The following is a 25,247-nucleotide window of genomic DNA, read 5'->3' on the forward strand; positions in this document are numbered from 1 at the left end:
GATTAGCCGGCTGGGCTCAGGATGAACCCGGCCGGGCTGCCAGAGGGCAAGCTCAGGCTCCGGCTGGGACCTTTTCGGCGTCTCGGGCCGCCGTCGAACCGGCAACTGAATCCGCCGGCCCCGTGGTAAACGGCATGTCCATTTCCACCAGGTCGATCAGCGGGTTCTCGTCCTGGTTCGCGACGATTTCCTTGGCCTCGGCCTGGGTGTCCACGCTGGGCATGGAGCCCGGCAGCGGGCGCTGGGCCGATTCCTTGAGGAAGTAGATCGCGACGGCACCGATCGCCGAGGTGGCCATCAGGTAGTAGGCCGGCATCATGTCATCTCCGGTGGCGCCGATGAGGGCGGCAACGATGAAGGGCGTGGTGCCGCCGAAGATGGCCACGGAGAAGTTGTACGCGATGCCCATGGCGCCATACCGGCTCGCCGTCGGGAACTGTGCCGGCAGGGCCGAGGCCAGGTTGGCGACGTAGAAGGTCACCGGGAAGGCGATCAAACTTAGGCCCAGGAGGGTGGACCAGATTTCTCCGATGCCGATCAGCATAAACGCCGGGGCGGCCAGGACCACGGTGCTGAGCGCACCGATCCACAGCACGGGGCGGCGGCCGATCCGGTCGGACAGCTTGCCGGTCAGCGGGATGCACAGGCTCATGACGACCAGCACGGGGATGGTCAGCAGGGTGCCGTGCACGGGATCGTAACCCTTGGACTCGGTGAGGTACGTCGGCATGTAGGACGTCAGGGCGTAGCCGGCGGTGTTCGCGGCTGCGACCAGGATCATGGCGACAATGAGTGAACGCCAGTAGGCCTTGACGATGCCCAGGGGGCCCTTGGAGGCGGTGACATCGGAGGACGTGGCGTCCTTGGCGTTGGCCTCCTGGGCGTCCAGGGTGGCCTGGAACTGCGGGGACTCTTCGATCTTGTTTCGGAAGTAGACCGCGATCAGGCCCAGCGGGCCGGCAAGAAGGAACGGGATCCGCCAGCCCCACTCCTCCATGGCGCTCTGGCCCAGGGTCAGCTGCAGCACGGAGACGAGGGCGGCGCCGAGGGCGAAGCCGAGGTAGCTGCCCATGTCCAGGAAGCTGGCGAAGAAGCCGCGGCGCTTGTCCGGGGAATATTCGCTCACAAACGTCGTGGCACCGGCGTACTCGCCACCGGTGGAGAAGCCCTGGACGAGCTTGAGCAGCACCAGCAGGGCAGCAGCCCACATGCCGATCTGCGCGTAGCCGGGCAGCAGGCCGACGGCGAACGTGCTCGCTGCCATCAGAATCAGGGTCCAGGCGAGGACCTTCTGGCGGCCTACCTTGTCGCCGAGCCAGCCGAAGATGACTCCGCCCAGCGGGCGGGCAATGAAGGTGGCGGCGAACGTACCCAGCAGGAACAGGGTCTGCACGGACTTGTCCGCTTCCGGCAGGAACACCGGTCCCATGGTGGTGATCAGGTAGCCGAACACGCCGACGTCGTACCATTCCATCGTGTTACCCACGATGGTGCCGCCGAGGGCTTTCTTAAGCATCGGCTTGTCGACGACGTTGACGTCGGACTCTTTGAGTCGACGGCGCGTCCGTAGCTTTGGTTTCTTCGCACCGGTGGGTGCGACTGGGTAGGTTCCGCTGGCGTTCATAACGCCTGCTGAAGAGTCGGTCGTGCTTCGGTCTTTGGGCATTTGGGCCGCTCCTATGGAGGTCATTTGCTTGCGACTTGTAGCTGCCCCGCTCTGGGCAGACCTTCAATTTTACGCGATTTCCATGGTGTTTCCGAGTTTGGTGCCGTATGATCCGGTGTTTCGGCCCGGATCGGGTCCCGTTCGCGGTTTTCTTTTCCGCGGTTTCACCGCGCCATTGCAGGGAAACCCCGGTCCGCGCCGGGGGCTTCGGAAAATTTTTCGCCGCGGGGCCGCCGGAGACCGGAAATCCGGGCCAAACGGCGCTATTGGGGCCCGGACGGTCCATCCCTCGGGAGGCCCCGCCGCACCGCAAAAAAGGGGGTACCCAAGGGATCCGGAATGCGCTTAGGGTTGACATCAGCGCAGTGCTGATCACGAGCCACCCAAGGAGAACAGTCCATGACTGGCAAAGAGACCAAGAAGAGCGACAACAGCGGGGCCGAAGGCGACGAGAAGTCCCCGGCCCAACAGGCTAAGGGCGTCAAGTCGCGCCTCACGGACGCCCAGCGGGAGATGCTCGAGAGCAAGTCCCGGGGCGGCGCCGCCTCACAGAGTGTCGGCCACAGCCACAAGCCCACCCACGTCAGCGGCAAGCAGGGCCCGGCGGAGAAAAAGGTCCGCTGGTAACCCTGCAGACATCGCACCCCGGCCGACCTACGATGGTTGGACACTTCGTTTCACAACGTATTTCGACGACGTAAGTCGACAGCGTAAATCGAGAGCGGAAGGAAGAGCAATGGCGGAACACCAGTTCGGAGACGACATCAATCCTAAAGTTGCCAGTCATTTGGCGGAGTCCATGGACGAGGCGCCCGGTCCGGAAACGAAGCGCCCCGCCCCGCCCACCGCAGCAGACGGGAAACAATGGCCGGACGGCAGCGGCAAACACCGCCATCCCAAGGACAACGACGTCCAGCACGGCCGGCTGGGGCACGAGGCCGCGGTGAACGCGGTCCACCGGATCACCCCGCCGGACACCCCGCACTCCTCCTGAAGCTTCGCCGGACGCCCCGGCGCCGGCGGCAAGGAGCCCGGGACGGCCTGCAGGCCGCCCGGGCTTTTCTCCGCCTTCACTCCGATTCCATCACCACGTCCGCCGGGCTCTTGTCCAGCCGCCAGCCGCGCCAGACCGGGTGCCGGAGCCTGCCGCTGCTGGTCCATTCCCCGTAGGTGACCTCCCCGACAAGCTTGGCGCTCACCCAGTGCGCGTCCGAGGCGTCGGCCGCCGGCACGTCCTCGAATGGTGAGGTCTTCCGGGGCAGGGCATCGAGCTGCAGGCGCAGTTCCTTGAGCTCCCGAGTGCTGAAGCCGCTGCCGACGCGGCCGACGTAGCGCAGTTTGGATCCGGCCGGGATCCCCAGCAGGAGTGAGCCGACGGATTGCCCCCGCCCGCCTTTGCCCGGCCTCCAGCCGCCGACCACCACCTCCTGGGTGCGCTCGAACTTGAGCTTGAGCCAGGACCTGCTGCGCTGTCCGACGTAGCGGCCGTCCGTGCGCTTGGCCATCACGCCCTCCAGCCCCAGCTCCTCGGCGCTTTCCAGGATGTGCCGGACGTCGCCGTCGATCAGCGGTGACAGTTCCACCGGGCAGCCGGACGCGGTGAAGAACGCTTCCAGCCGGGCCCGCCGCTTGCGGAGCGGAAGGCGGCGCAGGTCGGTGCCGTTCTCGGACAGGAGGTCGAAGAGCATCAGCCGCACGGGCGTCGATGCCTGCGCCTTCGCGACGTCGGCGGCCTTGGTGAGCTTCATCCGCCCCTGCAGCAGCCCGAAGTCGGGCCGCCCGGACGGGCCGACGGCGATGATCTCGCCGTCGGCGACGAAAGCCCCCTCCGGCCAGCAGGAACGGTCCGTCAGTTCCGGATAGGCAGCCGACATGTCGTTGCCGTTCCGGCTGATCAGGCGGATCTTCGTCGCGTCCCCGACGATCAGGGCCCGTACCCCGTCCCATTTGAGTTCAAACTGCCAGTCCTTGTCCGGCAGGTCCGCGGCGGTCCCGGAGCTGGCGAGCATCGGCGTGTAAGCCGCGCTGTCCGGGGCGGCCGCCGGTTCACTATCGGGCGCTGCGGCACCGGATTTCTGATCCGGTGCCGGCTCCGGCGCGGGCTCCTCCGCCGGCCGGGGCGCCTGGCCCTTCTTCGCGCCCGGCGGGTCCATTAGGTGGATTAGCCACTGGTCATCGCCCCGGCCGGTGTGGATCAGTGCGAACCGGCGCGCGCCGCGCAGACCGCCGTCGTTCTGGCCGGTGAGGGTGGCGATGACCTCTTTCCCGGCAATCCACTTCTCGCACTCGTAGTAGCCGCGGTCCCAGATGCTCATGGTCCCGGCGCCGTACTGGCCTTTGGGAATGGTGCCTTCGAAGTCCGCGTAGTCCATCGGATGGTCCTCAGTCTGGACCGCCAAGTGGTTCTGTGTCTTGCTGGAAGGGACACCCTTGGGCAGCGCCCAGGACACCAGCACGCCGTCGCGCTCCAGCCGTAAGTCGTAGTGCAGCCGGCTGGCGTGGTGTTCCTGAATGACGAACTTCTCCCGGAGGGTGCCGCCTGCCGTCAGTGCGCTTTCCAACCCCGCGTTTTCTGTCCCCGTGCGGTGCCGTTCCGCCGTAAAAGGCTCCGGAGTCGAGGCCGCGTCCCGCTTGGCCCGGTACTTCTTCAGCCGCGGGTCGGTGTCGCCGCCATCGCCGTGCGCTGCCCCGGCTGCGCCGCCCGGAGGGCCGTCCGGCTGGGCCCCCGGCCGCCCTCCGCCGGAGATGACGGCGAAAGGATCCTTGCCGGACTTCACCCGTTTCAGGACCTCCTGGTAGTCGAGCTGGTGAAGGGACGGGGAGCTGAGTTCGCGCCAGGTCCGGGGCGCCGCCACGGTGGGCCGGAGCCGGCCGCGCAGGGAATAAGGGACGATGGTGGTTTTTGCGGCGCTGTTCTGGCTCCAGTCCACCAGGACCTTGCCGGTGCGCAGCGCCTTCTTCATGTCACTGACGGCCAGCTCCGGGTGATCGGCTTCCAGCGAGCGTGCCAGTTCGTGGGCGAACTCGGAGATCCGCTCGGAGCTCTGCGCGCCGTCGAGCGCGGCGTACAGATGGATGCCCTTGCTGCCGCTGGTCACGGGCACGGGATCCAGGCCCACGTCCTGCAGGATGGTGCGGGCGAGCTTCGCGACCTCGACGCACTCGGCCAGCCCCGCCCCCTCGCCGGGATCCAGGTCCAGCACCAGCCGGTCCGGCGGGAGGGCGTTGCCGTGCGAGTCGACGCGCCACTGCGGCACATGGATCTCCAGGGCCGCGATCTGGGCGAGCCAGGCCAGCGTGGCCGGGTCGTTGACCAGCGGGTACTGGATGGTGCGCTCCTTGTGTGTGATGGAGGCCCGCGGCACCCACCCTGGCGTCGAATGGTCCAGGTTCTTCTGGAAGAACATCTCGCCGGGGGCATCGGCCGTCCCGACGCCGTGCACCCAGCGCTTACGGGTTGCCGGGCGGTTCGCTGCGGCCGGGATCAGGACGGGCGCGACCGCAGCGTAGTACGCCAGCACATCGGCCTTGGTGGTGCCGGTCTCCGGATAAATCACTTTGTCCAGGCTGGTGACCACCAGTTCGCGGCCCCCAACCCGGACCCGTTCCCTCTTGTTGCCGGAGGTCCGTTCAGCCAAGGGGCTTCACCTCCACGCAACTGTGATGTTCACTTGATCCATGAGAGCCATCTGGAAAGGCGCGATAGCGTTCGGGCTGGTCAACGTGCCCGTCAAGGTCTACAGCGCGACCGAGGACCACGACATCAGCCTGCACCAGGTCCACAACGCCGACGGCGGACGGATCCGCTACCAACGCCGCTGCGAGGTCTGCAGCAAGATCGTGGACTACGAGGACATCGACAAGGCGTACGAGGACGACGGCCGCACGGTGGTCCTCAGCCGGGAGGAGTTGAAGTCCATTCCGGCCGAGAACAGCCACGAGATCGACGTGGTGCAGTTTGTGCCGGCAGAGCAGCTCGACGCCATGATGTTCGAGAAGAGCTACTACCTTGAGCCGGATTCCAAGTCGCCCAAGGCCTATGTCCTGCTGCGCCGGGCGCTTGAGGATACCGACCGGGTGGCCATCGTCCAGTTCGCCCTGCGGGACAAAACCCGGCTGGGAGCCCTGCGGATCCGCGGTGACGTGCTGGTGCTGCAGGCCCTGCTCTGGGCCGACGAGGTGCGGGAGGCCAGTTTCCCCTCGCTCGAAACAACGATCCGGATCTCCGCCCAGGAGCGTGAGATGTCCGCCGCGCTGGTCGATTCGATGGCGGCGGACTTCGAACCGGACCAGTTCACCGACGACTACCAGCTGCAGCTGCGCCAGCTCATCGAGGCGAAGCTGGAGAAGGGCGAATCCCTGGACACCGAGGAAACCTTTGGCGTCCCGGCGGCCGAGGCCGGCAGCGGTGAGGTAATCGACCTGATGGAGGCCCTGAAACGGAGCCTGGAGAAGAAGCGCGGCGGAGGGGCAGCGTCCGCGGACGAACCCGCCAAGGCCACCGCCAAGTCGACGCCGGCCAAGGCCGCGCCCAAGACGGCTACGCGCACCGCCGCCAAGGCAGCGCCCAAGACCGCTACGCGGGCCGCCGCCAAGGCAGCGCCCAAGACCGCCGCTGCGAAGACTGCCGCCCCGAAAACGGCCGCCCGGAGCGCGCGGAAGGAAGCCTGAGCGGACTGTCCGGCCCGTGGACACCGGGATCAGGAGTTCCGGAGCGCGGAAATGAGCTCGCTTTTCTTCTTGGCCGAATAGCCCTTGAGCCCGATTTCCTTGGCGCGCTGCTTGAGCTGCGGGACAGTCCAGTCGTCGTAGTCGCCGGCCTTCCCGCCCTTGCGGCCCACGGCTGGCCGGCCGTCCCTGGCTGCGGCATTGGAGATGCGGGCGGCTTTCTGCTTCGACGCGCCGTCCTCCAGCAGCTCTTCGTAGAGTTCCGGATCCTTGATGCTGGGGCGCTCGGAGCCCCGCGGGGCATTCTTCTTCGTCGGCATGGCTACCTCGGCTGCTGGAAATCGTCCTGCGGCGGGCCACGTGAGTGGTGCCGCGGATTCCAAACTAGCGGCGCCGCCGGACCGTGACAAGCAGTTACTAAGTTTGCTGAGGGGTTTTCCGCGGAGCCGGGGAACGCAGAGGCCCGGCCGCACCCCTGTTCGGGGATGCGACCGGGCCTCTGAACCGGCGGCGGTACCGCCGGACGGTGACGCTATTCGGCGTCGTGGTCCGTTTCGAGGATCTGGACCAGGCGTTCCAGGGCAGCGTCGGCGCCGTCGCCCTCGGCGCGCAGGACCACAACTTCGCCGTGGGAGGCGCCCAGGCTCATAAGGGACAGGATGCTGGCGGCATCCATGGCCTCATCGACGGGTTCGCCCAGGCGGGCAATGGTGATTTCGAGATCGAACTCGCCTGCAGCCTCGGCAAAGATGGCGGCCGGGCGGGCGTGCAGCCCGACGCGGCTGGCAATGGTGGCGTTACGTTCGGTCATTTTTGCTCCTTGGTTTCAGCTTGGGAAATATCAGCCGGGTGTTGGTGTTGGTGGAGTGTGGTTCAGGCGGCTACGGGAACAGTTTCCACCGTATCAACCGGCTTCTTGACTGCCCAGCGCTTGAGCGCGATCACGGCGAAGGCACTGACGACGGTTCCGGCCGCGATGGCGACAACGAACCACAGGAAGGAATCGATGGCGAAGAAGACGAAGATGCCGCCGTGCGGGGCTTTGGACCCCACGCCTGCCGCCATCGAGATGGCGCCGGTCACGGCACCGCCGAGCATGCTGGCGGGGATGACGCGCAGCGGGTCCGCGGCGGCGAAGGGAATGGCGCCTTCGGTGATGAAGGAGGCTCCCAGCAGCCAGGCGGCCTTGCCGTTTTCCTGTTCCGCCAGGCTGAAGAGCTTCTTGTTCAGCACGGTCGCAGCCAGTGCCATGGCCAGCGGCGGGACCATGCCGGCGGCCATCACGGCTGCCATGATCTGCCACGGGGCCTGGTTGGCGATGGAGGCGGCTCCCAGGCCGGCGACGGCGAAGGAGTAGGCAACCTTGTTGACCGGACCGCCGAGGTCGAAGCACATCATCAGACCCAGGATGACACCCAGGGCGATGGCGCTGGCGCCCGTCAGGCCGGACAGGAAATTGTTCAGGCCGACGGTGATCTGGGCTATGTAGGCGCCCAGGAACACGAACAGCAGGCCCGACGCCGCGAGCGATGCCACGAGCGGGATGACGACCACCGGCATCAGGCCGCGCAGCCAGCGGGCCACATGGAGCTTGCCGATCGCATGCGCCACGTAGCCGGCGATCAGGCCGCCCACGATGCCGCCGAGGAAGCCCGCGCCCATGAAGACGGCAACGGCGCCGGCAACGAAGCCCGGGGCGATGCCCGGCCGGTCCGCGATGGCGTAGGCGATATATCCAGCCAGTGCGGGCACGAGGAAGCCCAGGGACAGGGCGCCGATCTTGAACATCACGGCACCCAGATAGGCGCCCAGCGGGCCCCAGGCCAGCTCCGGATATACGGTGGGCAGGTTGAAGAGGCTGTTCTCCGCCAGGATCTTGTCCGCGAAGGCGGTGATGTCGTAGCCGCCCAGGAGGAAGCCGAGGGCGATCAGCAGACCGCCGCCGGCCACGAACGGGATCATGTAGCTGACACCCGTGAGCAGCGCCTTCTTCAGCTTCGTGCCAAAGTGCTCGCCCTTTTCCTCGGCCTCCTGTTCGGCCTGATCCTCACCGAAGTGCGGGACGCGGCGGGCGTGCGGGTTGTCCGCCGCCGCGAGGGCCTCCTGGACCATCTTGTCGGGCTCGTCGATGCCGCGCTTGACGGGGGCGTTGATGACCGGCATGCCGGCGAAGCGCTCCTTGCCGCGCACGTCGACGTCCACGGCGAAGATCACGGCGTCGGCGGCGGCGATCACGGCGGGGTCCAGTGCCTTGGCGCCCGAGGATCCCTGAGTCTCCACCTGCAGGTCCACGCCGGCCTCCTTGGCCGCGGCCACGAGCGAATCGGCGGCCATGTAGGTGTGGGCGATACCGGTGGGGCAGGCGGTGACAGCGACAAGCCGCTTGGGGCGGGGTGCGCCGGCCGTTGCGGGCTCGGCGGTTGAGCCGGCCTCGGTTGAGCCTGCCGCAGCGGCTGCTCCCGCTGCCGGGGCTGCGGCGGCAGGCTTGTCCGCGAGGGCGCCCTCGACGAGCTCGACAACCTCGGCCTCGGAGCCGGCGGCGCGCAGGGACGCGGTGAAGTCCTTCTTGATCAAAGAGCGGGCCAGCCTGGAAAGCAGCTTGAGGTGCTCCTGGTCCGCACCTTCCGGGGCCGCGATAAAGAAGATCAGGTCCGCGGGTCCGTCCTTGGCGCCGAAGTCGACCGGCTGGGAGAGCCGGGCCATGACCAGCGTCGGTTCGGTGACCGCCGTCGAACGGCAGTGCGGGATGGCGATGCCGCCGGGGACGCCGGTGGCGGTCTTCTGTTCCCGGGCGAAGGCGTCGGCAAAGAGGCCCTCAACTTCGGTGGAGCGTCCGTTGGCTGCAACTTTGCCTGCCAGGTGCCGGATCACGTCCTCGGGCGTGCTGCCCAGGTTCTGGTCGAGCTCGACCAGTTCGGTCGTAATGAGCTGAGTCACTGTCAATCCTTCCGGAGGGCCGTGATGGTTACGGCATCAGGGGTGGTTTGGTGGACCGCCGGGACTGTGGAGCCCGGCAGCGAAGCGGCGGCGGCACCATGGGCCACAGCCTGACGGAGACAATCGGCCGGGGCGGCGCCCTGGCAGGAGGCGAGCAGGTAGCCGGCCAGTGAGGAATCACCGGCGCCCACCGTGCTCACCGCAGTGACCGGCGGGTGCGTGGCCAGCCACGCGCCGTCGGCCGTCACAAGTACCGCACCCTTGGAGCCGAGCGTTGCGAGCACGGCACCCACCCCGGAGCGCACGACGGCGGCAGCGGCCACCGCGGCGGCCTCCGGATCCGCTTCGAGTTCTTCGGCGGACTTGTGCGTGGCGAACCCGGCTGCGGCAGCCAGCTCCACCAGTTCCTCGGCGTTGGGTTTCAGGAGATCCGGTTTCCCCAGCGCGTCGCCGGAGATCGCGGCGGCGAGCGGTTCGCCGGAGGAGTCCACGGCGATGAGGGGGGCCTCGTTGCCGTGATCCATGGAACGCAGCCGCCGGGTGACGGTGGCGTAGAAGTCGGCCGGGACCCCGGGTGGGAGCGATCCGGCCAGGACAACCCAGCTGGCACCGCGGGCGTGGTCCAGGAGCAGCCCGATCAGGGCCTCCTGCTGGTCCGCACTCAGCACCGGGCCGGGTTCGTTGATCTTTGTGGTGACGCCGCCCGGTTCGGTGAGCGCCACATTGCTGCGCAGCGGCTCGCCGATCGGGAGCGCGGCGAACGGGACGTCGCCGTCCCGGAGGCCGGCGAGGACGGGGTCCGCCTCGCCTCCGGGCAGCACCGCGACCGTCGTCAGGCCGGAGGCGACGAGGGCGCGGGAGACGTTGACTCCCTTGCCTCCGGATTCCTGCCGGACGGAAACGGCCCGCTGGACTTCGCCGCGGAGCAGGGGGCCCGGCAGCGCCACGGTTCGGTCCAGGCTCGGGTTGGCGGTCAGGGTGACAATCACGCGACCACCACCTCCACTCCGGCGTCCGCGAGGGCGTCAGCCAGGTCCTGGCTGGGTTTCGTGTCAGTGATCAAGGTGTCCAGATCTTTCAACGAGGCGAACTGGACCAGGGTTTCGGTATCCAGCTTGGAGGCATCAGCCAACACCACAATGCGGCGCGCTGATTGGACGAAGGCAGCCTTGACAGCGGCTTCTTCAGGATCGGGAGTGCTCAGCCCGAAGGCTGCGTTGATGCCGTTGGTGCCGATGAAGGCGATGTCCGGGCGGAGCCGGCGGGCGGCTTCCACGGTGGACTGGCCAACGGCGGCCTGCGTGATTCCGCGGACCTTTCCGCCCAGCAGGTGCAGGGCGATGCCGGGTTCCCCGGACAACTTTGCCGCGACGGGCAGCGAGTGGGTGATGACCACGAGTTCCGCGGCGGGCTCCGAGATGGCAGTGGTTGCTGCCGTCCGGGCGGCCAGGAGTTCCGCGAGGGCCTCCGTGGTGGATCCGGCGTCGATCAGGATGCTGCCGGTGCGGTCCTGCGGGATGAGCGCCAGGGCGGCCTCGGCGATCCGGGTCTTTTCCGGCTGCCGCTGGTCGGTGCGGACCAGGATGCTTTCCTCGTTGGTGCTGAACCGGTCCGGGGACACCGCGCCGCCGTGGACCCGGCGCACGCTGCCGGCGGCTTCGAGGGCGGCAAGGTCCCGGCGGACCGTCTCGGTGGTGATGCTGAAGCGCTCGGCAAGGTCCGTGACGCTGGCGCGGCCGCTGGCAGTAATGAGCCCAACGATCAGCTGTTGGCGTTCCTCGGCGAACACTGGCTCTCCCTTGCGTCAGTACTGCGGACCTTCCGCCACCTCAGTGATAGCCATCACAGGTAGTGGAGTTGATTGACTTTATCTTTGATTCTGTGGCTTTGTCAATGGAAAACAACATGAACGCAGAATGCTCAGTCCGCCTCCCGGGGGACATGTCCAGTCTTCGCGCCGCAAATTGGGCATATTGGCACTATGTCCACCCCTGATAGCGCAGGCCGGGCATGCGCAGTCCGCGGCGTGGGTGAGCCGGGGGACATGTCCAGTCTTTGTGCCGGGGCATGGGCACATTGGGTTTATGTCCATTGGTGGCTCCGCAGGCTGGGCATGTCCTCGGGGCGGGGTGCCCGAAAACGCCAGACGCCGGGCCAGACCTTAGGTCCGGCCCGGCGTCCGGGTCGTTCATGCGGCGCACCATTGTGCAAAGTAGCGCCCAGGGGCTAGATGCCGGCGTCGCGGCTCTCATTGCGGGTGATGGTCTCGCCGGTGTTCGGGTCGATGACGGAGCGGGTTTCGCTGACCCGGCGGGTGCGGCTGCGGCCCGGGGATGCCAGCACCAGGGAAGCGATCAGCCCGATGACACCCACGCCCATCAGGATGTAGCCGATCATGGTCTGGTCGACGTTGGGGATCAGTCCGGGGGTGATCGCCCAGGCCAGGATGGCGCCGAGGGCAATGAGGAAAATGGCGGAACCGACTCTCATGACTTGCTCCTTGTGTCCGGTGGGACTGATAAGTACTGCTAAGCATGCTGTCCAGCGTCAGGCTACAGTCCGTTGAGTGTTGTTTCAACGACCCGCATTGACTCATAGAAAACCTCCGCGTGGCCGGATACGTTGCCTCATTTGAAAACCTCCGCGTAGCGGCGTGGTTGACGGTGTCGGTGCCGCATGCCAGCTATGCCCGTTTTCATGGAGCTAACGATGGCCCAGCGCCAGGCTGTGACGAAGAAGAAAGCCCTCGCCTATCAGGCGGCGTCGCGGAAGGGGAAGTCCCGGATCCTTGATGAACTTGTCGAGTTGACCGGGTGGCACCGCGACTACGCGCGTGCGGCCCTGCGGGATGCCCTGGTCTTGAAGATCGCCAGACCCCGGCCGGGCCGAACACCGGTGTACGGGCCCGAGCTGCTGCCGGCCTTGATCAAGTGCTGGGCCGTGCTGCGGGCCCCGGCAGGGAAGCTGCTGGCCCCGATGCTGCCCGTGCTGGTGCCGATGTTGCGGACGGAGCGGGAGCTGATGCTCAGCGATGAAGAGGCTCGCCTGTTGTGCCGCGTGAGCGGAGCAACGATCGACCGCAGACTCGCAGGCGAGCGGGCGAAGCTCATCCCGCGGGGACGGTCCCATACCAAACCGGGCACGCTGCTGAAGTCCCAGATCCCGGTCCGCACCTGGGCGGAGTGGGACGACGCGGTCCCGGGGTTTGTGGAGATCGACCTGGTCGGCCATGAGGGCGGCAACAGCCTGGGTGAGTTCTGCTTCACCCTGACGGTGACCGACATTGCCACCGGCTGGACGGTGAACCGGTCGGTGCGGAACAAGGCCGCCAAATGGGTCCTCGAGGCTCTCGAACACGTCACCGCGGTGTTCCCGTTCCCGATCATCGGCATCGATTCGGACAACGGCTCGGAGTTCATCAACGATCACCTGTTCGCCTACTGCCACGCCCACCAGATCACGTTCACCCGGTCCCGGCCCGGGAACAAGAATGACGGTGCCCATGTGGAGCAGAAGAACTGGGCAAGAGTCCGGGAACTCGTCGGCTACCTCCGTTATGACACAGTCGCCGAGCTGGAGAAGCTCAATGAGATCTGGGAACTGGACCGCATCTTCACCAACTACCTGCTGCCCCAACAGAAGCTCATCGGCAAACAGAGGCACGGTGCGAAAGTCACCAAACAACACGACGCGCCGGCAACACCGCACCAACGCGCGATCCGGCACGTCCGGATGCCGCAACGGCCGATTATTCGGATGAACGCCGCCTTCAAACGGATCAGGCCGGCAGCCCTCTCACGACACATCCTGGCCCTCACGTCGGAACTGGAAGTCCTTGCCCTGGCCAAGAAGACCGCGCCCGCAAGACCGATCAACACCGCCTGGAACCCCACTTTCCCGACGCACCTTCGCCGCCGCAGCGACTCCAGCTAGCCGGAGGTTTTCAAATGAGGCAACGAATCAGTCTTCCCGGAGGTATTGCAATGAGGCAACAGGCGACCGGCGCGGCGCCACTCCGGCCAGTATTCGCGCGGCATCGTGCCCGCCCCGGCGGCTCCGGACACCGGCGCTCGGCCGGTGTGCGGGTTGTCCTATTCCGTAACGGAACGGCTGCGGGGGAAACCCGGGCGGTCCGGGGGTGGGGATCGCACGTATTCTTAAAGGGTGCACAACGGCAGCCCCATGCCTGCCGCCCCCGTTTGACCCCGCTACGCCCGCCCACCTGCCCCGCACTGCCGCGGGCCCACGGTGTGCCTCACAGAAATGCCGGTACCCATGCCTGAAGCTTCCCCCAGAGTCGTTGTCACCGGACTGGGCGCCGTGACCCCTGTAGGCGGGACCGCCGCCGAGACCCGGGCTTCGCTGCTGGCCGGGCGCTCCGGAATCGCGGCGCTTGAGGAGGACTGGGCGCAGGTGCTGCCCGTCCGCATGGCCGGCCAGGTGAAGATTGACGTCGCCTCGCTGCTCACCACCCCCGAATACAAGAGGATGGACCGGTGCGGGCACCTGGCGCTGATCGCCGCCCGGGAAGCGTGGGAGCAGGCCGGCCGCCCGGACGCTGATCCGGAGCGACTGGCAGTGGTGATCGGTTCCGGCTACGGCGGCCTGGACACCACGCTGGAGCAGACCCGGACGCTGGATTCCAGCGGCCCGCGCAGGGTTTCCCCGCATACCCTCACCCGGATCATGACCAATGCCCCCGCGGCCTGGGTCTCCATCGACGTCGGCGCCAAGGGAGGGGCGCGCACTCCGGTCAGCGCCTGCGCCTCCGGGGCGGAGGCCATCGCCCAGGCCGCCGACATGATCCGGGCCGGCGCGGCGGACGTGGTGATTGCGGGCGGCGTGGATTCCTGCCTCAATGGCCTGATCATCAGCGGCTTCGCGCAAATCCGCGCCTTGTCCACCCGCAACGGGGATCCGCAGTCCGCATCGCGGCCCTTCGACCGGGACCGGGACGGATTCGTGATGGCCGAAGGCGCCGCGATCCTGGTCCTGGAACGTGAGGACCACGCCCGCGCCCGCGGGGCGGAAATCCTGGGTGTCGTGGCCGGAACCGCGGTCACGTCCGACGCCGTCGACATCGTCGCTGCTGATCCGGCCATGCAGCGCCGGGTGATGGAAAAAGCAATCGCGGCCGCCGGCCTTAGCGCCGGGGACATCGGCCTCGTCCACGCGCACGCGACGTCCACACCGGTCGGGGACCGCCTGGAAGCCGGCGCGATCAGGGCGGTGCTCGGAAACCAGGTTCCCGTCACTTCCACGAAATCCCTCACCGGTCACCTCCTCGGCGGGGCCGGCGCGCTCGGAGCCATCGTGATGATCCAGGCCCTGAAGACCGGGGAATTCCCCGGCACCGGCAACCTAGACCAGCCCGACGACGGGATCGACCTCCACCTCCTCCGTGACTCCGTGGCAGGCCAGCCGGCCCGTGCGGGCATCGCCAACGCTTTCGGATTCGGCGGGCACAGCACCGCGCTGGTGATCACTGAAAGCTAGGCTGTTCCGATGGAGACAGTCGTCTGGTCCAAGCCGGAACACGAACGCGCCGGCACGCCGCTGCTGGTGATGCTGCACGGCTACGGCCGGGACGAATCCCGGATGGTGAAGCTCTTTGAGAGTCTGCCGTCCGGGTTTACCTGCGCCGCGCTGCGGGGTCCCAAGGAGATCGGGGACGGCCACGGCTGGTTCCTGCTGGACTACTTCCTGACCCATGACTTCGCCGACGTCATCGCCTCCACTAATGCCGTCTTCAGCTGGATCGAATCCGTCAAAGCCCAGCACAGCAGCATCAGCCTCTTCGGCTACTCGCAGGGCATGGCCATGGCCACCACCCTGCTGCGGCTGCGGCCCGCGCAGTTCCGGGCCGTCGTCGGGCTGTCCGGTTTTGTCCTGGAAAACGAGCTCCTGGCGATGAGCGAATCGTTCGAGGCGCGCCCGCCCTTCTTCTGGGGCCGGGACCGGGACGACCTGGTGATCAACGACGCCGCCACGGAGCACACCGAGGCATGGCTCCACGAGCACACACAGCTCACGGCGCGGACGTACCCCGGAATGGGGCACTCAATCTCGGCGGCGGAACTCGTAGACGTCAGTGCGTTCCTCCGCCACTACGTGCTGCGCCCAGACGGCCAGTCGCAGCGCACCAGCTAGCCCCCGGGGCGCCGGCGCAACAGGGCCAAACGACCTTTCATTCATTTATCCACTTGCGCGCCGATTTTGTAAGCGCTTACACTCGACCTTGGCCACGTTCACGGCCCACTACTTCTGGGGGAAGAAAGGGCTGGGCCCCGTGCTGCAGGCTAAAACGCCGCGCGTCACCATCCAGGACGTCGCCGCCCTCTCCGGACTCTCCATCTGCACCGTCTCCCGGGCCCTCCGGAACCTCCCGAACGTCTCCGACCAGGCCCGCACCAAAGTCGGCGACGCCGCCGCCAAGCTGGGATACAGGGCCTCCCCGGCAGCCTCCCGGCTGGCCGGCGGAAGCACCGGTTCCGTGGCCATCATCGTCCCCACCGCCACCGCCTGGTTCTTCGCGCAGGCCGTGGAAGCGGCGGAGGAAATGTTTGCCGACAGCGGCTACGACACCGTCCTGATCAGCCTCCGCAACCGGCCCAGCGTGCAGCACCGGCTGCTCGCTGACCTCGCCGGGCTGTCCCAGCGCGTCGACGGCATCCTCCTTCTCAATATTGCCCTCAGCGAAGCCGAACTGGCAGCCCTCGCCGGCTCGGGGCTGACCATTGCCAGCGTGGGCATGCACGACGTGCCGTGGGACAACGTCGGGATCGACAACGAGGCAGCGGCGCGCACCGCCACCGAACACCTGCTGGGCCTGGGCCACTGGGACCTGGCCATGCTCTCCGGCAGCGAGTCGGGCGAACCCTCCCTGGTGACCGCCAACGAGCGGCTGCAGGGATTCGAACAGGCCCTCGGCGCCCATCACCTGACGGTCGATCCGGACCTGGTCCTGGCGGCCGGGTCCAGCATTGAAGGCGGCCGGCTGGCCATGATCGAGCTGATCGAAAACCGCCGGATGCCCTCCGCGATCCTGGCCGGCTGCGACGAAACAGCCTTCGGAGCCCTCATGGCCCTGAGGGACCTCGGTTTGTCTGCACCGAAAAACGTGTCCATTATAGGAATAGACGATCACCAGATGAGCTGGTTCCTGGGATTGAGCACCATCTCCCAGCCGGTAGCGGACCAGGGCGCGTTCGCGGCCAGCCTGCTGATGGAAAGACTCCACCGCTCTGGGCTGCCGAACCCCCCGACCAGCCACGTGCTGGAAACCAAACTCATAACGCGCAAGAGCACCCGCCGCCGGCGCTGACCGGCGCTGAGCCCCGGCGGCCTGACTCCTCCGGCGTTGGCCCTACAGAGATTCCCGCCACGGCGCCGTGCCCGCAAGCCCGCCGAATGGCGTGTCCACCGATTTTGTTACCGCCGTCTGAAAGGACAACCGATCCATGACTGAGCTTTCCAACAGCACCCCTTCGAGCTGGACCGGGGCTTCCGCCATCCTCTTTGACCTCGACGGAGTCCTGACCCCCACCGCGATCGTGCACGAACGCGCCTGGCAGGAGCTCTTCGACGGCTTCCTCAAGACCGTGCCCGAGGCGCCCGGCTACCGTGAAAGCGACTACTTCGACCACATCGACGGCAAGCCGCGGTTCGCCGGAGTCCGCGACTTCCTGGCCTCCCGCAACATCGTCCTGCCCGAAGGCCCGCTGGATGACGACCCGGCGCACGACACCGTCCACGGGCTCGGCAACCGCAAGAACAAGGTCTTCAACGACATCGTCGAGGCCGGCGGCGTCAAGCCCTACGAAGGCTCCGTGCGCTTCATCGACGCCGCGCTGGCCCGGGGGCTCCAGGTCGCCGTCGTCTCCTCCTCCCGGAACGCCCCGGCAGTGCTCAAAGCCGCCGGACTCTCCGACTACTTCCCGGTGGTGGTCGACGGCGTCGTCGCCGTCGCCGAAGGCCTGCCCGGCAAGCCCAGCCCGGCGACCTACGAGTACGCCGCCCGGCTGCTTGGCCTGCCCAGCGAGGAGTGCGTCGTCGTCGAGGACGCCGTCTCCGGGGTCCAGGCCGGAAACGCGGGGGACTTCCACTCGGTGATCGGCGTGGACCGCGGTGCCGGCCGGCAGACCCTGCTCGCCGCCGGAGCCACCCTCGTGGTCAACGACCTCGACGAGCTCGTCTAGCCTCCGTTTCCGCCCCCCGTCTCAGCCCTCCGTTTCCGCGCGGCAGGGTCCCGCACAGACTTTCGCCACCTGACTCTTTACCGCCTGAAGGAAAATCCATGGCCCTCATCACTTCGGACCGCGCACGGTTCCCCAACGACCCCTGGCAGCTGGTGGAGACCGTCCACCTCCCCGGCAACGCCGGCACCCTGGAGACGCTCTTCAGCCTGGGCAACGGCCACCTCGGCATCCGCGGCGCCCACTGGTCAGCTCCCGACGCCGATCTGCCGGGCAGCTTCATCAACGGCTTCCACGAGACCTGGGACATCAAGCACGCGGAGAACGCCTTCGGTTTCGCCCGCACCGGCCAGCGGATCCTGTACATCCCGGACGCCAACAACTTCACCGTGGTCATCGACGGCGAAACCCTGAGCCTGGACGAATCCACCGTTCTGGACTACCGGCGCAGCGTCGACTTCGCCACCGGCGTCTACGACTGCCGGATCACCTGGCAGTGCCGCTCCGGCGCCACCGTGACCACCACCGAACGCCGCGCCGTCGGCTACGAGTCCCGCGGTGCGCTCGGCATCTCGCTGGAACTGGCCGCGGACCGGGACATCTCCGCGGACGTGACCTCCTCCGTGATCAACCGCCAGGACCAGCCGGTCGAGGACCACTCGTCCCATGACCCGCGCCGCGCCGGCCGGCACGCCGGGCGCGTGCTGCTTCCCGTCCGGCTCGACGGCGGCGACGGCTCGCTGCGCCTGTCCTGGGAGACCGCCGAATCCAAGCAGCGCATCGGCCTGGCCGTCGACCACTGGACGAACGCCGGGGTGCAGCCCTTCGACACCCAGGTGCACGAGGACGACAGCAGCGTGCGTTATGTCCTGGCCGTCGGCGCCGACGCGCCGTTCGTGCTGGAAAAGAGCGTCAGTTACGCCGTCGGGCAGGCCTCTGAGGACCTGGCCGACGACGCCGAAGCGGGCCTCAGGCCGCTCGCGGAGATCTTCGCCGAAAGTGCCGCGCACTACCGCGAGTACTGGACCACCAGCGACATCGTCCTCGCCGGCCAGACCGAACTCCAGCAGGCCGTCCGCTGGAACCTGTTCCAGCTGGCCCAGGCCACGGCCTGCGCCGACGTCGCCGGCATCCCGGCCAAGGGCGTCAGCGGTTCCGGGTACGAGGGCCACTACTTCTGGGACCAGGAGGTGTACCTGATGCCGTACCTGACGTACACCAGCCCGGGCAACGCCCGCCAGGTCCTCGAGTTCCGCCACAACATGCTCCCCGAGGCCAAGATCCGCGCCAAGGAGCTCAGCGTGGACGGTGCCCTCTTCCCGTGGCGCACCATCAACGGGCTCGAGGCGAGCGCCTACTACGCCGCCGGCACGGCCCAGTTCCACATCGCCGCGGCCATCGCCTTCGCCACCAACCGCTACATCTGGGCCAGCGGCGACCAGGCGTTCCAGGAAACCCTCGGTTCGGAGCTGCTGATCGAGACCGCACGGATGTGGGTCTCCCTGGGCTTCTTCGGCAAGGACGGGCTCTTCCACATCCACGGTGTCACCGGCCCGGACGAGTACACCGCCGTCGTCAATGACAACCTGTACACCAACGTCATGGCCCGGTTTAATCTGCGCGCCGCGGCGGCGCTGGACCACGCGGAGATCGACGACGCCGAACGACAGCTCTGGGAGCAGGCCGCCAACCGGATGCAGCTGCCCTACGACGAGGACCTCCAGGTGCACTCGCAGGACAACGACTTCATGACCCTGGAGCCGTGGGACTGGAGCACGCCCCGGTCCAAGTACCCGCTGCTGCTGCACTTCCACCCCCTGGTGATCTACCGCCACCAGGTCCTCAAGCAGGCCGACAGCGTGCTGGCCATGTTCCTGCAGTGGCAGGACTTCACCGCCGAGGAAAAACGCCGCGCCTTCGACTTCTACGACCCGATCACCACCGGCGACTCCACCCTGTCCGCCTGCGTGCAGGGCATCATGGCGGCAGAGGTCGGCTACGCCGGCGCGGCGCTGGAGCACTTCACGCATGCGCTGTTCATCGACCTGGACGACACCCACGGCAACACGATCGACGGTGTGCACATCGCCTCCACCGGCGGGGTGTGGAGCTCGCTGGTCAGCGGCTTCGCGGGCCTGCGCGACCAGGGTGCGGTGCCGTACTTCGACCCGCGGCTGCCGGCCGAATGGGACGGGCTGTCCTTCCACCTGAAGATCCAGGGCCGGCTGCTGCGGATCGAACTGGAACAGGGTTCCATCAGCCTGACCGTGCGCGAGGGCGCACCGCTGGAGGTTGAGGTGCGCGGCGAGCGGCTCACGGTCGACGGCGACACGGCCCGGGTTCCGCTGGCTCCGGTCGCGGTTCCGGAGCCCACGATCTTCCCGAGCGGACTCCCGACGGCGTCAATTCCGATCGTGCGCGCGGCGGTCTAAGCCCGGTCCGGAGGCTTCGGCCGGGGCAGTGGCGTCGGCGAGGTCGTCCGGCCCGCGGCCGTCGAGCCCGCGGTCGTCCAGCGGGTGGGCGAGTTCGTCGGCCGGCATCCGGGCGACGGCCATCGCGACGGCGGCCATCACCGGGCACACCGTCCCGGCGACCAGGAAGATGAGCCAGATCGGCAGCACCTCCGAGGCAGGTCCGGCGAGGGCCATCGAGACCGGCATCAGGGCCAGCCAGACGAAGAAATCCAGGCTGGACACGCGGCCCAGCAGGTGCGGCGGCACCCGGCGCTGCAGCAGCGTCCCCCAGATGACCATCCCCATGCCGCCGGTGGCGCCGAAGATGAACAGCGCGGCAGCCAGCGCCCAGAAGCTGTCCATGATGCCGACCGCTGCCAGCGGCAGGCTGCCCGCACCCCAGCCCACCATCATGACGCTGAGATAGCGGCGCGGCAGCGGGAACGACGCCGTGGCCAGCGAGGCCGCCGCGCCGCCGACGCCCGCGATCGCGAGCAGGAAGCCGAACATGCGCGAGTCGCCGCCGAGCTGGTCGCGGACCACGAACGGCAGGAGCACCTCAATCGGTCCGATCAGGAACAACACGGAGATGCAGGCCCAGAGCAGGGTCCACAGCAGCCAGGGCGTGCGGACCGTATAGCTGACCCCCTCGCGGAGGTCGTGCAGCACGGACGTTCTGGCGGGTCCGCCGGACCCGGCGGCGCCGCCCTCCGGTCCCGCCGGCCCCGCCGCGCCCGGCCGGGGCTGGCGGTGGAGCAGGTTGAGGATGGAAAAAGCCAGGAGGTGGCACACGGCCACCCCCGTTACGGCCTGCGCGGGGGACATTGCGGCGACCAGGATGCCCGCGACGGCGGGACCGGCGGCCTGCTGCAGCATCGGACGCATGGTCCCCTCCATGCCATTGGCCGCGAGCAGGTCCTCCGGCGGCAGGATCCGGGGGAGGATGGCGGAGTAGGCGGGGAAGAAGAACGCGGCCCCGACGCCCAGCACAAACCCGCCGAGCGCGAGATGCCAGAGCTGCAGCAAGCCCAGCAGGGCCAGCCCGCTGACGACGGCGATGACGGCAAGGTTGGCTCCCTCCACCGCGATGATCAGGAGCCGCTGCGGGAAGCGGTCCGCCGCGATGCCGCCCGCGAGCACAAACGCGACGAGGCCCACGCTGCCCGCCGCCGCCACGAGGGAGAGCTCCAGCGGGCCGCCGCCCAGATGGATCACCTCATAGACCATCGCCACGGCCCACATTCCGGAGCCGAAAATGGAGATGGCCAGGGCAGCAATCAGCACACGGTATTCCCGGTGCGCGAACGGGCGGAGGGCCCTCAGTGAGCGCATGGCTCCAGTCTAGGGGCCCGGTCCGGACCCGTCCCAGTCCGCAGGATCATGTGCCGCTCCCGCCGGGCGGATGGAATAGCCGGACGGGTCCCCGGGTTGCCGCCTAGTGGGACGGGCGACCTCATCGGGACGGCCCGTTCCGACGCACAGGGCCCGGATGGCTGCTCTGCCGCAACAACGCGGCGTCGGCCAGGGCCCGATTGAGCTGGACTACTCAGAAACGGAGATGGTGGACTAATGACTGCCTACAAGACAGTGAACCCCGCGACCGGAGAAACGTTGAAGGAATTCCCGCTCGCCACTGCGGCCGAGGTGGAGCGCGCGCTGGCGGACTCGAAGGCTGCTTTCCGGGCCTGGCAAGTGGCGCCGGTGGAGGCCCGCGCCAAGGTGATTGCCCGGGTGGCCGAACTGTACCGGGAGCGCCGGGACGAGCTGGCCCGGCTGATTGCCACGGAGATGGGCAAGCCCCTGGCCCAGTCCCGCGGCGAAGTTGGCCTCGTGGCCGACATCTACTCCTATTACGCGGAGGAGGGCCCGTCCTTCCTGAAGGACGAACTCCTTGACGTCAAGGGCGGCGGCGAGGCCATTGTCCGGTCCGCGCCCGTCGGGCCTCTGCTGGGGATCATGCCGTGGAACTACCCCTACTACCAGGTGGCGCGGTTCGCCGCCCCCAACCTGATCCTCGGCAACACCATCCTGCTCAAGCACGCCGGCAGCTGCCCCCAGTCGGCCCTCGCCATCGAGCAGATCTTCAAGGATGCCGGGCTCCCCGAGGGGGCTTACATCAACCTGTTCCTGAGCAACGACCAGGTGGCAGAAGTAATCGCCGATGACCGCGTCCAGGGTGTCTCGCTGACCGGCAGTGAACGGGCAGGTTCGGCAGTTGCCGAGGTGGCTGGCCGGAACCTGAAGAAGTATGTGCTGGAACTGGGCGGCAGCGACCCCTTCATTGTCCTGGACTCCGACGATCTCGACGCCACCGTCAAGGCCGCGGTCAGCGGACGGATGGGGAACGCCGGGCAGGCCTGCACAGCCTCGAAACGGTTCATCATCCTCGAGGACCTGTACGAGGCGTTCGTGGAGAAATTCACCGCCAGGATGTCCGCGATCAAGCCGGGCGACCCCCTGCTGGCCGACACGCGGTTTGGCCCGCTTTCCTCGCAGGGTGCCGCCGACGGCTTCATCGAGCAGATCCGGGACGCCGTGGACAAAGGCGCCACGCTGCGGGCCGGGGGACACCACGTCGAGGGCCCCGGCGCCTACGTCGAGCCCACGGTGCTGACCGACGTGACGCCCGGGATGCGGGCGTTCTCCGAAGAGCTCTTCGGCCCGGCGGCGGTCATCTACAAGGTCGCCACCGTCCAGGAGGCCATCGAGCTGGCCAACGGTTCCCCGTACGGCCTCGGCGGCGCGGTCTTCAGCGCCGACGCCGAGCAGGCCAAGGATGTGGCTGACCAGCTGGACACCGGCATGGTGTTCATCAATTCCGTGGCCGAAACGCAGGCGGACCTGCCGTTCGGCGGAGTGAAGCGCTCCGGCGTCGGGCGCGAACTGGCACGGTTCGGCATGAATGAGTTCGTCAACAAGAAGCTCATCCGGACCCCGCGCTAAACCCGGTGTCGGCGGGGCGCTTCCGCGCCGCGGAGGCGCCCCGGCTAGGCTCCTGTCATGAATACATCGGCCACCGCGACGGCGCGGCGTACCCTGGCCCTCATCGGCGCCAACGCGGGGCTCGCCCTGCACCCGGTGGGCCCCGGTGGAACTCTACTGCCGGGCGAGCCGGCGAGCTGCTTCGCGTCCTTCTGGATGGTCGACTGGTCGCGCTGGGGCGCTGGCAATGCCCTTCTGGTCGCCACGCTCCAGGGCTGGCGGAGCTACGGTACGAGCGAATTCTTCGCCGCGTCCCTGGCGACCGAACTGACCCGCCATTTCCCCGAGGCCGCCCGGTTCCCGCTGGGCGCCATCACCCACACCGACGACGAGTTCGACGTCGGGCTCGACGCCGGGCAGGGGCTCCGCGCCACCGGCCGGAAGGCCGAGCTGGAGATCAGCGGTGTTCTGGACCGCCGGCAGTTCGCGGCCCCCGACTTCCAGCTCGGCGGCTCCAGCGCCTCGCTCAGCAACGTGTACCTGCCGTGCGGCACCGGCCGGCTCGTGGAGTTCGGGGTGGAATGGCCCGGCGCCGCCAGCGTGTACGCCGGGCCGCGGGGCCCGGCGTCGTCGGCGTTTGTGGCCGTCGCCGAATCGTGGGCGCTCTAACTGCCCCGCCCGACGGGGCCGGGGCGCGGAGCGGGGGGCCCGTGGCCTAGTGTTAACACCAGACGAAGCTCAGCACCCTTATAGTTCACGGAGAGGCGATGATGGCCAAGCGCAGCAACCCGGCAATGAGAATTGCCCAGAAGTCAGCACACAGCGCGATGTTCGACGCCGAGGGCAAGCCCAAGCCGGGCGTCCACAACGTGCTCCTGCGGGCCGTGGAAGTCCAGCGCCCGCTGGTGCTGGCGAACCTCCGCCGGCTCCAGCGGAGGCACCCGCAGGCCACCGCGGCGCAGCTCGCCGCGACCCTGGAACGGGACTACCTCATCGCCGTCACCGGCGGCGGCGCGCTGGTGGGCGGCGCGGCCGTGATTCCCGGCGTCGGGACGGCCGCCGCGCTGGGCCTCTCGGCCGCCGCGACCATCGGTTTCCTCGAAGCCACCGCACTGTTCTCCACCTCCCTCGCCGAACTCCACGGCGTCCGGCTGGTGGACCCGGAGAAAGCCAGCACCCTGGTCATGGCCATCATGCTGGGCGAGGAGGGCACCGCACTGTTGAGCTCGCTGGGCGGGCAGGCCGCGGGACAGGGCAAGGGCCCCACCCAGGCCTGGGGATCCCTCTTCTCCCGCCGGGTTCCGCTCTCCGGCTTCGGAACAGTACGGGCACGGATCCAGACAATGTTCCTCCGGACCCTGCTCAAGCAGCAGGGCACGGCCCTGCTGGGACGGGCGTTGCCGTTCGGCATCGGCGCCGTCGTCGGCGGCGTGGGCAACCGGATGATGGGGCGCGCCGTCGTCGCGAACGCCAAGGAAGCGTTCGGTCCGATGCCCCTCGTCATCCCCGGCGAACTGGGCGGCCCGGCGGCACCCGCCGGCCCGGCAGCAGCAGCCGACAGCCCGGCCGCGGTGCTGGGCAGCAAGGACAAAGCAGCGCAGGAAGGCGGCACGTTTTGGATCTGAACGCTGACCTGGGGGAATCCTTCGGGAACTGGACCATGGGCGACGACGCCGCGATGTTCCCGCTGGTCACCAGCGCCAGTGTGGCCTGCGGCCTGCATGCCGGGGACCCGGTGACCATGCTGGACACTTGCCGGGCTGCTTACGAGCTCGATGTCCGGGTCGGCGCGCACCTCGGCTACCCGGACCTCGCCGGCTTCGGCCTCCGGGCCATGGACATCACCTTCGATGACCTCTACGGCGCCGTGCTGTACCAGCTCGGCGCGCTGGACGGGGTGGCGCATGCCGTCGGCGCCTCGGTGGACTACGTCAAACTGCACGGGGCGCTCTATGAACGGACGGTGCGCGACGCCGAACAGGCCTCCGCCGTCGTCGCCGCCATCCAGGCCTACGATCCGGGACTTCCCGTCCTGGGCTTGCCGGGCTCCGCCCTTCTCGGCATCGCCCAGGAAGCCGGCCACCCGATCTTCGCCGAGGCCTTCGCCGACCGCGCCTACCTGCCGGACGGCACCCTCGTGCCGCGCTCGCAGGACGGCGCCATGCTGGACGACGTCGACCGGATCACCGAACGCGCCGTGCGCCTCGCCACCAAAGGCGAGATCGAGGCCGTTGACGGCACCGTGCTCCGGATCGAACCGCAGTCGCTGTGCATCCACGGTGACACCCCCGGTTCCATCGCCACGGCCACCGCAATCCGCGCGGCCCTGGTCAGCGCCGGCGTCGAACTGGAGAGTTTCGCCTGACCCCTGCCTGACGGATCCCGCCGCCCGGCTCCCGCTCGGCG

Annotated in this window: 22 protein-coding genes; 13 read left to right on the forward strand and 9 right to left on the reverse strand. The window is 68.1% G+C overall.

Annotated features, from left to right (window positions below):
* Positions 1 to 52: 52 nt before the first annotated feature.
* The gene (locus ACZYZ5_RS08845; protein ID WP_463901017.1) at positions 53 to 1,666 is read right to left on the reverse strand and encodes an MFS transporter; all 1,614 of its coding nucleotides are present in this window, start codon (positions 1,664 to 1,666) and stop codon (positions 53 to 55) included.
* 399 nt (positions 1,667 to 2,065) lie between these two features.
* On the opposite strand from ACZYZ5_RS08845, the gene ACZYZ5_RS08850 reads away from it, so the two are divergent.
* Positions 2,066 to 2,293 carry a hypothetical protein gene (locus tag ACZYZ5_RS08850; protein ID WP_463901018.1) on the forward strand — a complete coding sequence of 76 codons (228 nt, stop codon included), beginning with the start codon at positions 2,066 to 2,068 and terminating at the stop codon, positions 2,291 to 2,293.
* Between the two features lie 109 nt (positions 2,294 to 2,402).
* Positions 2,403 to 2,660 (forward strand): hypothetical protein, encoded by a 258-nt coding sequence (locus ACZYZ5_RS08855; protein WP_463901020.1) that lies wholly within the window; start codon positions 2,403 to 2,405, stop codon positions 2,658 to 2,660.
* Positions 2,661 to 2,736: 76 nt separating this feature from the next.
* Here the strand turns inward: ACZYZ5_RS08855 and ACZYZ5_RS08860 are convergent, their stop codons facing one another.
* The gene (locus ACZYZ5_RS08860; protein WP_463901022.1) at positions 2,737 to 5,304 is read right to left on the reverse strand and encodes an ATP-dependent DNA ligase; all 2,568 of its coding nucleotides are present in this window, start codon (positions 5,302 to 5,304) and stop codon (positions 2,737 to 2,739) included.
* A gap of 40 nt (positions 5,305 to 5,344) precedes the next feature.
* Between ACZYZ5_RS08860 and ku the strand changes: the two genes are divergently transcribed.
* Positions 5,345 to 6,337: a non-homologous end joining protein Ku gene (gene ku / locus ACZYZ5_RS08865; RefSeq protein ID WP_463901024.1), complete on the forward strand. Its 993-nt coding sequence runs from the start codon at positions 5,345 to 5,347 to the stop codon at positions 6,335 to 6,337.
* Between the two features lie 29 nt (positions 6,338 to 6,366).
* On the opposite strand, the gene ACZYZ5_RS08870 is transcribed toward ku, so the two are convergent.
* The 6 genes from ACZYZ5_RS08870 to ACZYZ5_RS08895 form a co-directional block, all read right to left on the reverse strand.
* Positions 6,367 to 6,654, reverse strand: a complete 288-nt coding sequence (locus tag ACZYZ5_RS08870; RefSeq protein WP_463901025.1) for a DUF7218 family protein — start codon at positions 6,652 to 6,654, stop codon at positions 6,367 to 6,369.
* 212 nt (positions 6,655 to 6,866) lie between these two features.
* Complete coding sequence (locus ACZYZ5_RS08875; RefSeq protein WP_056428072.1) at positions 6,867 to 7,145, reverse strand: HPr family phosphocarrier protein; 279 nt, start codon at positions 7,143 to 7,145, stop codon at positions 6,867 to 6,869.
* 62 nt (positions 7,146 to 7,207) lie between these two features.
* The gene (locus ACZYZ5_RS08880; protein WP_463901027.1) at positions 7,208 to 9,271 is read right to left on the reverse strand and encodes a PTS fructose transporter subunit IIABC; all 2,064 of its coding nucleotides are present in this window, start codon (positions 9,269 to 9,271) and stop codon (positions 7,208 to 7,210) included.
* Positions 9,272 to 9,273: 2 nt separating this feature from the next.
* Entirely contained in the window at positions 9,274 to 10,260 is a 987-nt protein-coding gene (locus ACZYZ5_RS08885) for a 1-phosphofructokinase family hexose kinase (RefSeq protein WP_463901029.1), read from the reverse strand.
* On the reverse strand, positions 10,257 to 11,060 hold the full coding sequence (locus ACZYZ5_RS08890; RefSeq protein WP_463901030.1) for a DeoR/GlpR family DNA-binding transcription regulator: 804 nt from the start codon (positions 11,058 to 11,060) through the stop codon (positions 10,257 to 10,259). The genes ACZYZ5_RS08885 and ACZYZ5_RS08890 overlap by 4 nt, the downstream gene beginning before the upstream one ends.
* Positions 11,061 to 11,497: 437 nt before the next feature.
* Positions 11,498 to 11,761 carry a DUF6458 family protein gene (locus ACZYZ5_RS08895; protein ID WP_463901032.1) on the reverse strand — a complete coding sequence of 88 codons (264 nt, stop codon included), beginning with the start codon at positions 11,759 to 11,761 and terminating at the stop codon, positions 11,498 to 11,500.
* Positions 11,762 to 11,980: 219 nt separating this feature from the next.
* Here ACZYZ5_RS08895 and ACZYZ5_RS08900 point away from each other — a divergent pair, with 219 nt between their 5' ends.
* From ACZYZ5_RS08900 to ACZYZ5_RS08925, 6 genes are all read left to right on the forward strand, one after another.
* Entirely contained in the window at positions 11,981 to 13,204 is a 1,224-nt protein-coding gene (locus ACZYZ5_RS08900) for a DDE-type integrase/transposase/recombinase (protein ID WP_463901034.1), read from the forward strand.
* Between the two features lie 342 nt (positions 13,205 to 13,546).
* On the forward strand, positions 13,547 to 14,767 hold the full coding sequence (locus ACZYZ5_RS08905) for a beta-ketoacyl-[acyl-carrier-protein] synthase family protein (protein WP_463901036.1): 1,221 nt from the start codon (positions 13,547 to 13,549) through the stop codon (positions 14,765 to 14,767).
* 9 nt (positions 14,768 to 14,776) lie between these two features.
* Positions 14,777 to 15,421 carry an alpha/beta hydrolase gene (locus tag ACZYZ5_RS08910; RefSeq protein ID WP_463901038.1) on the forward strand — a complete coding sequence of 215 codons (645 nt, stop codon included), beginning with the start codon at positions 14,777 to 14,779 and terminating at the stop codon, positions 15,419 to 15,421.
* Positions 15,422 to 15,509: 88 nt separating this feature from the next.
* On the forward strand, positions 15,510 to 16,595 hold the full coding sequence (locus tag ACZYZ5_RS08915; RefSeq protein ID WP_463901040.1) for a LacI family DNA-binding transcriptional regulator: 1,086 nt from the start codon (positions 15,510 to 15,512) through the stop codon (positions 16,593 to 16,595).
* A gap of 136 nt (positions 16,596 to 16,731) precedes the next feature.
* The gene (locus ACZYZ5_RS08920) at positions 16,732 to 17,469 is read left to right on the forward strand and encodes an HAD family hydrolase (RefSeq protein ID WP_463901042.1); all 738 of its coding nucleotides are present in this window, start codon (positions 16,732 to 16,734) and stop codon (positions 17,467 to 17,469) included.
* Positions 17,470 to 17,567: 98 nt separating this feature from the next.
* Entirely contained in the window at positions 17,568 to 19,898 is a 2,331-nt protein-coding gene (locus ACZYZ5_RS08925) for a glycoside hydrolase family 65 protein (RefSeq protein WP_463901044.1), read from the forward strand.
* Here ACZYZ5_RS08925 and ACZYZ5_RS08930 read toward each other — a convergent pair.
* Entirely contained in the window at positions 19,869 to 21,251 is a 1,383-nt protein-coding gene (locus ACZYZ5_RS08930; RefSeq protein ID WP_463901046.1) for an MFS transporter, read from the reverse strand. The genes ACZYZ5_RS08925 and ACZYZ5_RS08930 overlap by 30 nt on opposite strands.
* A 237-nt stretch (positions 21,252 to 21,488) precedes the next feature.
* Between ACZYZ5_RS08930 and ACZYZ5_RS08935 the strand changes: the two genes are divergently transcribed.
* The 4 genes from ACZYZ5_RS08935 (at position 21,489) to ACZYZ5_RS08950 (ending at position 25,206) form a co-directional block, all read left to right on the forward strand.
* Positions 21,489 to 22,862 (forward strand): NAD-dependent succinate-semialdehyde dehydrogenase, encoded by a 1,374-nt coding sequence (locus ACZYZ5_RS08935; RefSeq protein WP_463901048.1) that lies wholly within the window; start codon positions 21,489 to 21,491, stop codon positions 22,860 to 22,862.
* 57 nt (positions 22,863 to 22,919) lie between these two features.
* Entirely contained in the window at positions 22,920 to 23,510 is a 591-nt protein-coding gene (locus tag ACZYZ5_RS08940) for a hypothetical protein (RefSeq protein ID WP_463901049.1), read from the forward strand.
* Positions 23,511 to 23,611: 101 nt separating this feature from the next.
* Complete coding sequence (locus ACZYZ5_RS08945) at positions 23,612 to 24,466, forward strand: hypothetical protein (protein WP_463901117.1); 855 nt, start codon at positions 23,612 to 23,614, stop codon at positions 24,464 to 24,466.
* Positions 24,457 to 25,206: a LamB/YcsF family protein gene (locus ACZYZ5_RS08950; protein ID WP_463901051.1), complete on the forward strand. Its 750-nt coding sequence runs from the start codon at positions 24,457 to 24,459 to the stop codon at positions 25,204 to 25,206. The genes ACZYZ5_RS08945 and ACZYZ5_RS08950 overlap by 10 nt, the downstream gene beginning before the upstream one ends.
* Positions 25,207 to 25,247 lie beyond the last annotated feature (41 nt).

The organism is Pseudarthrobacter ribosi (assembly GCF_055412865.1).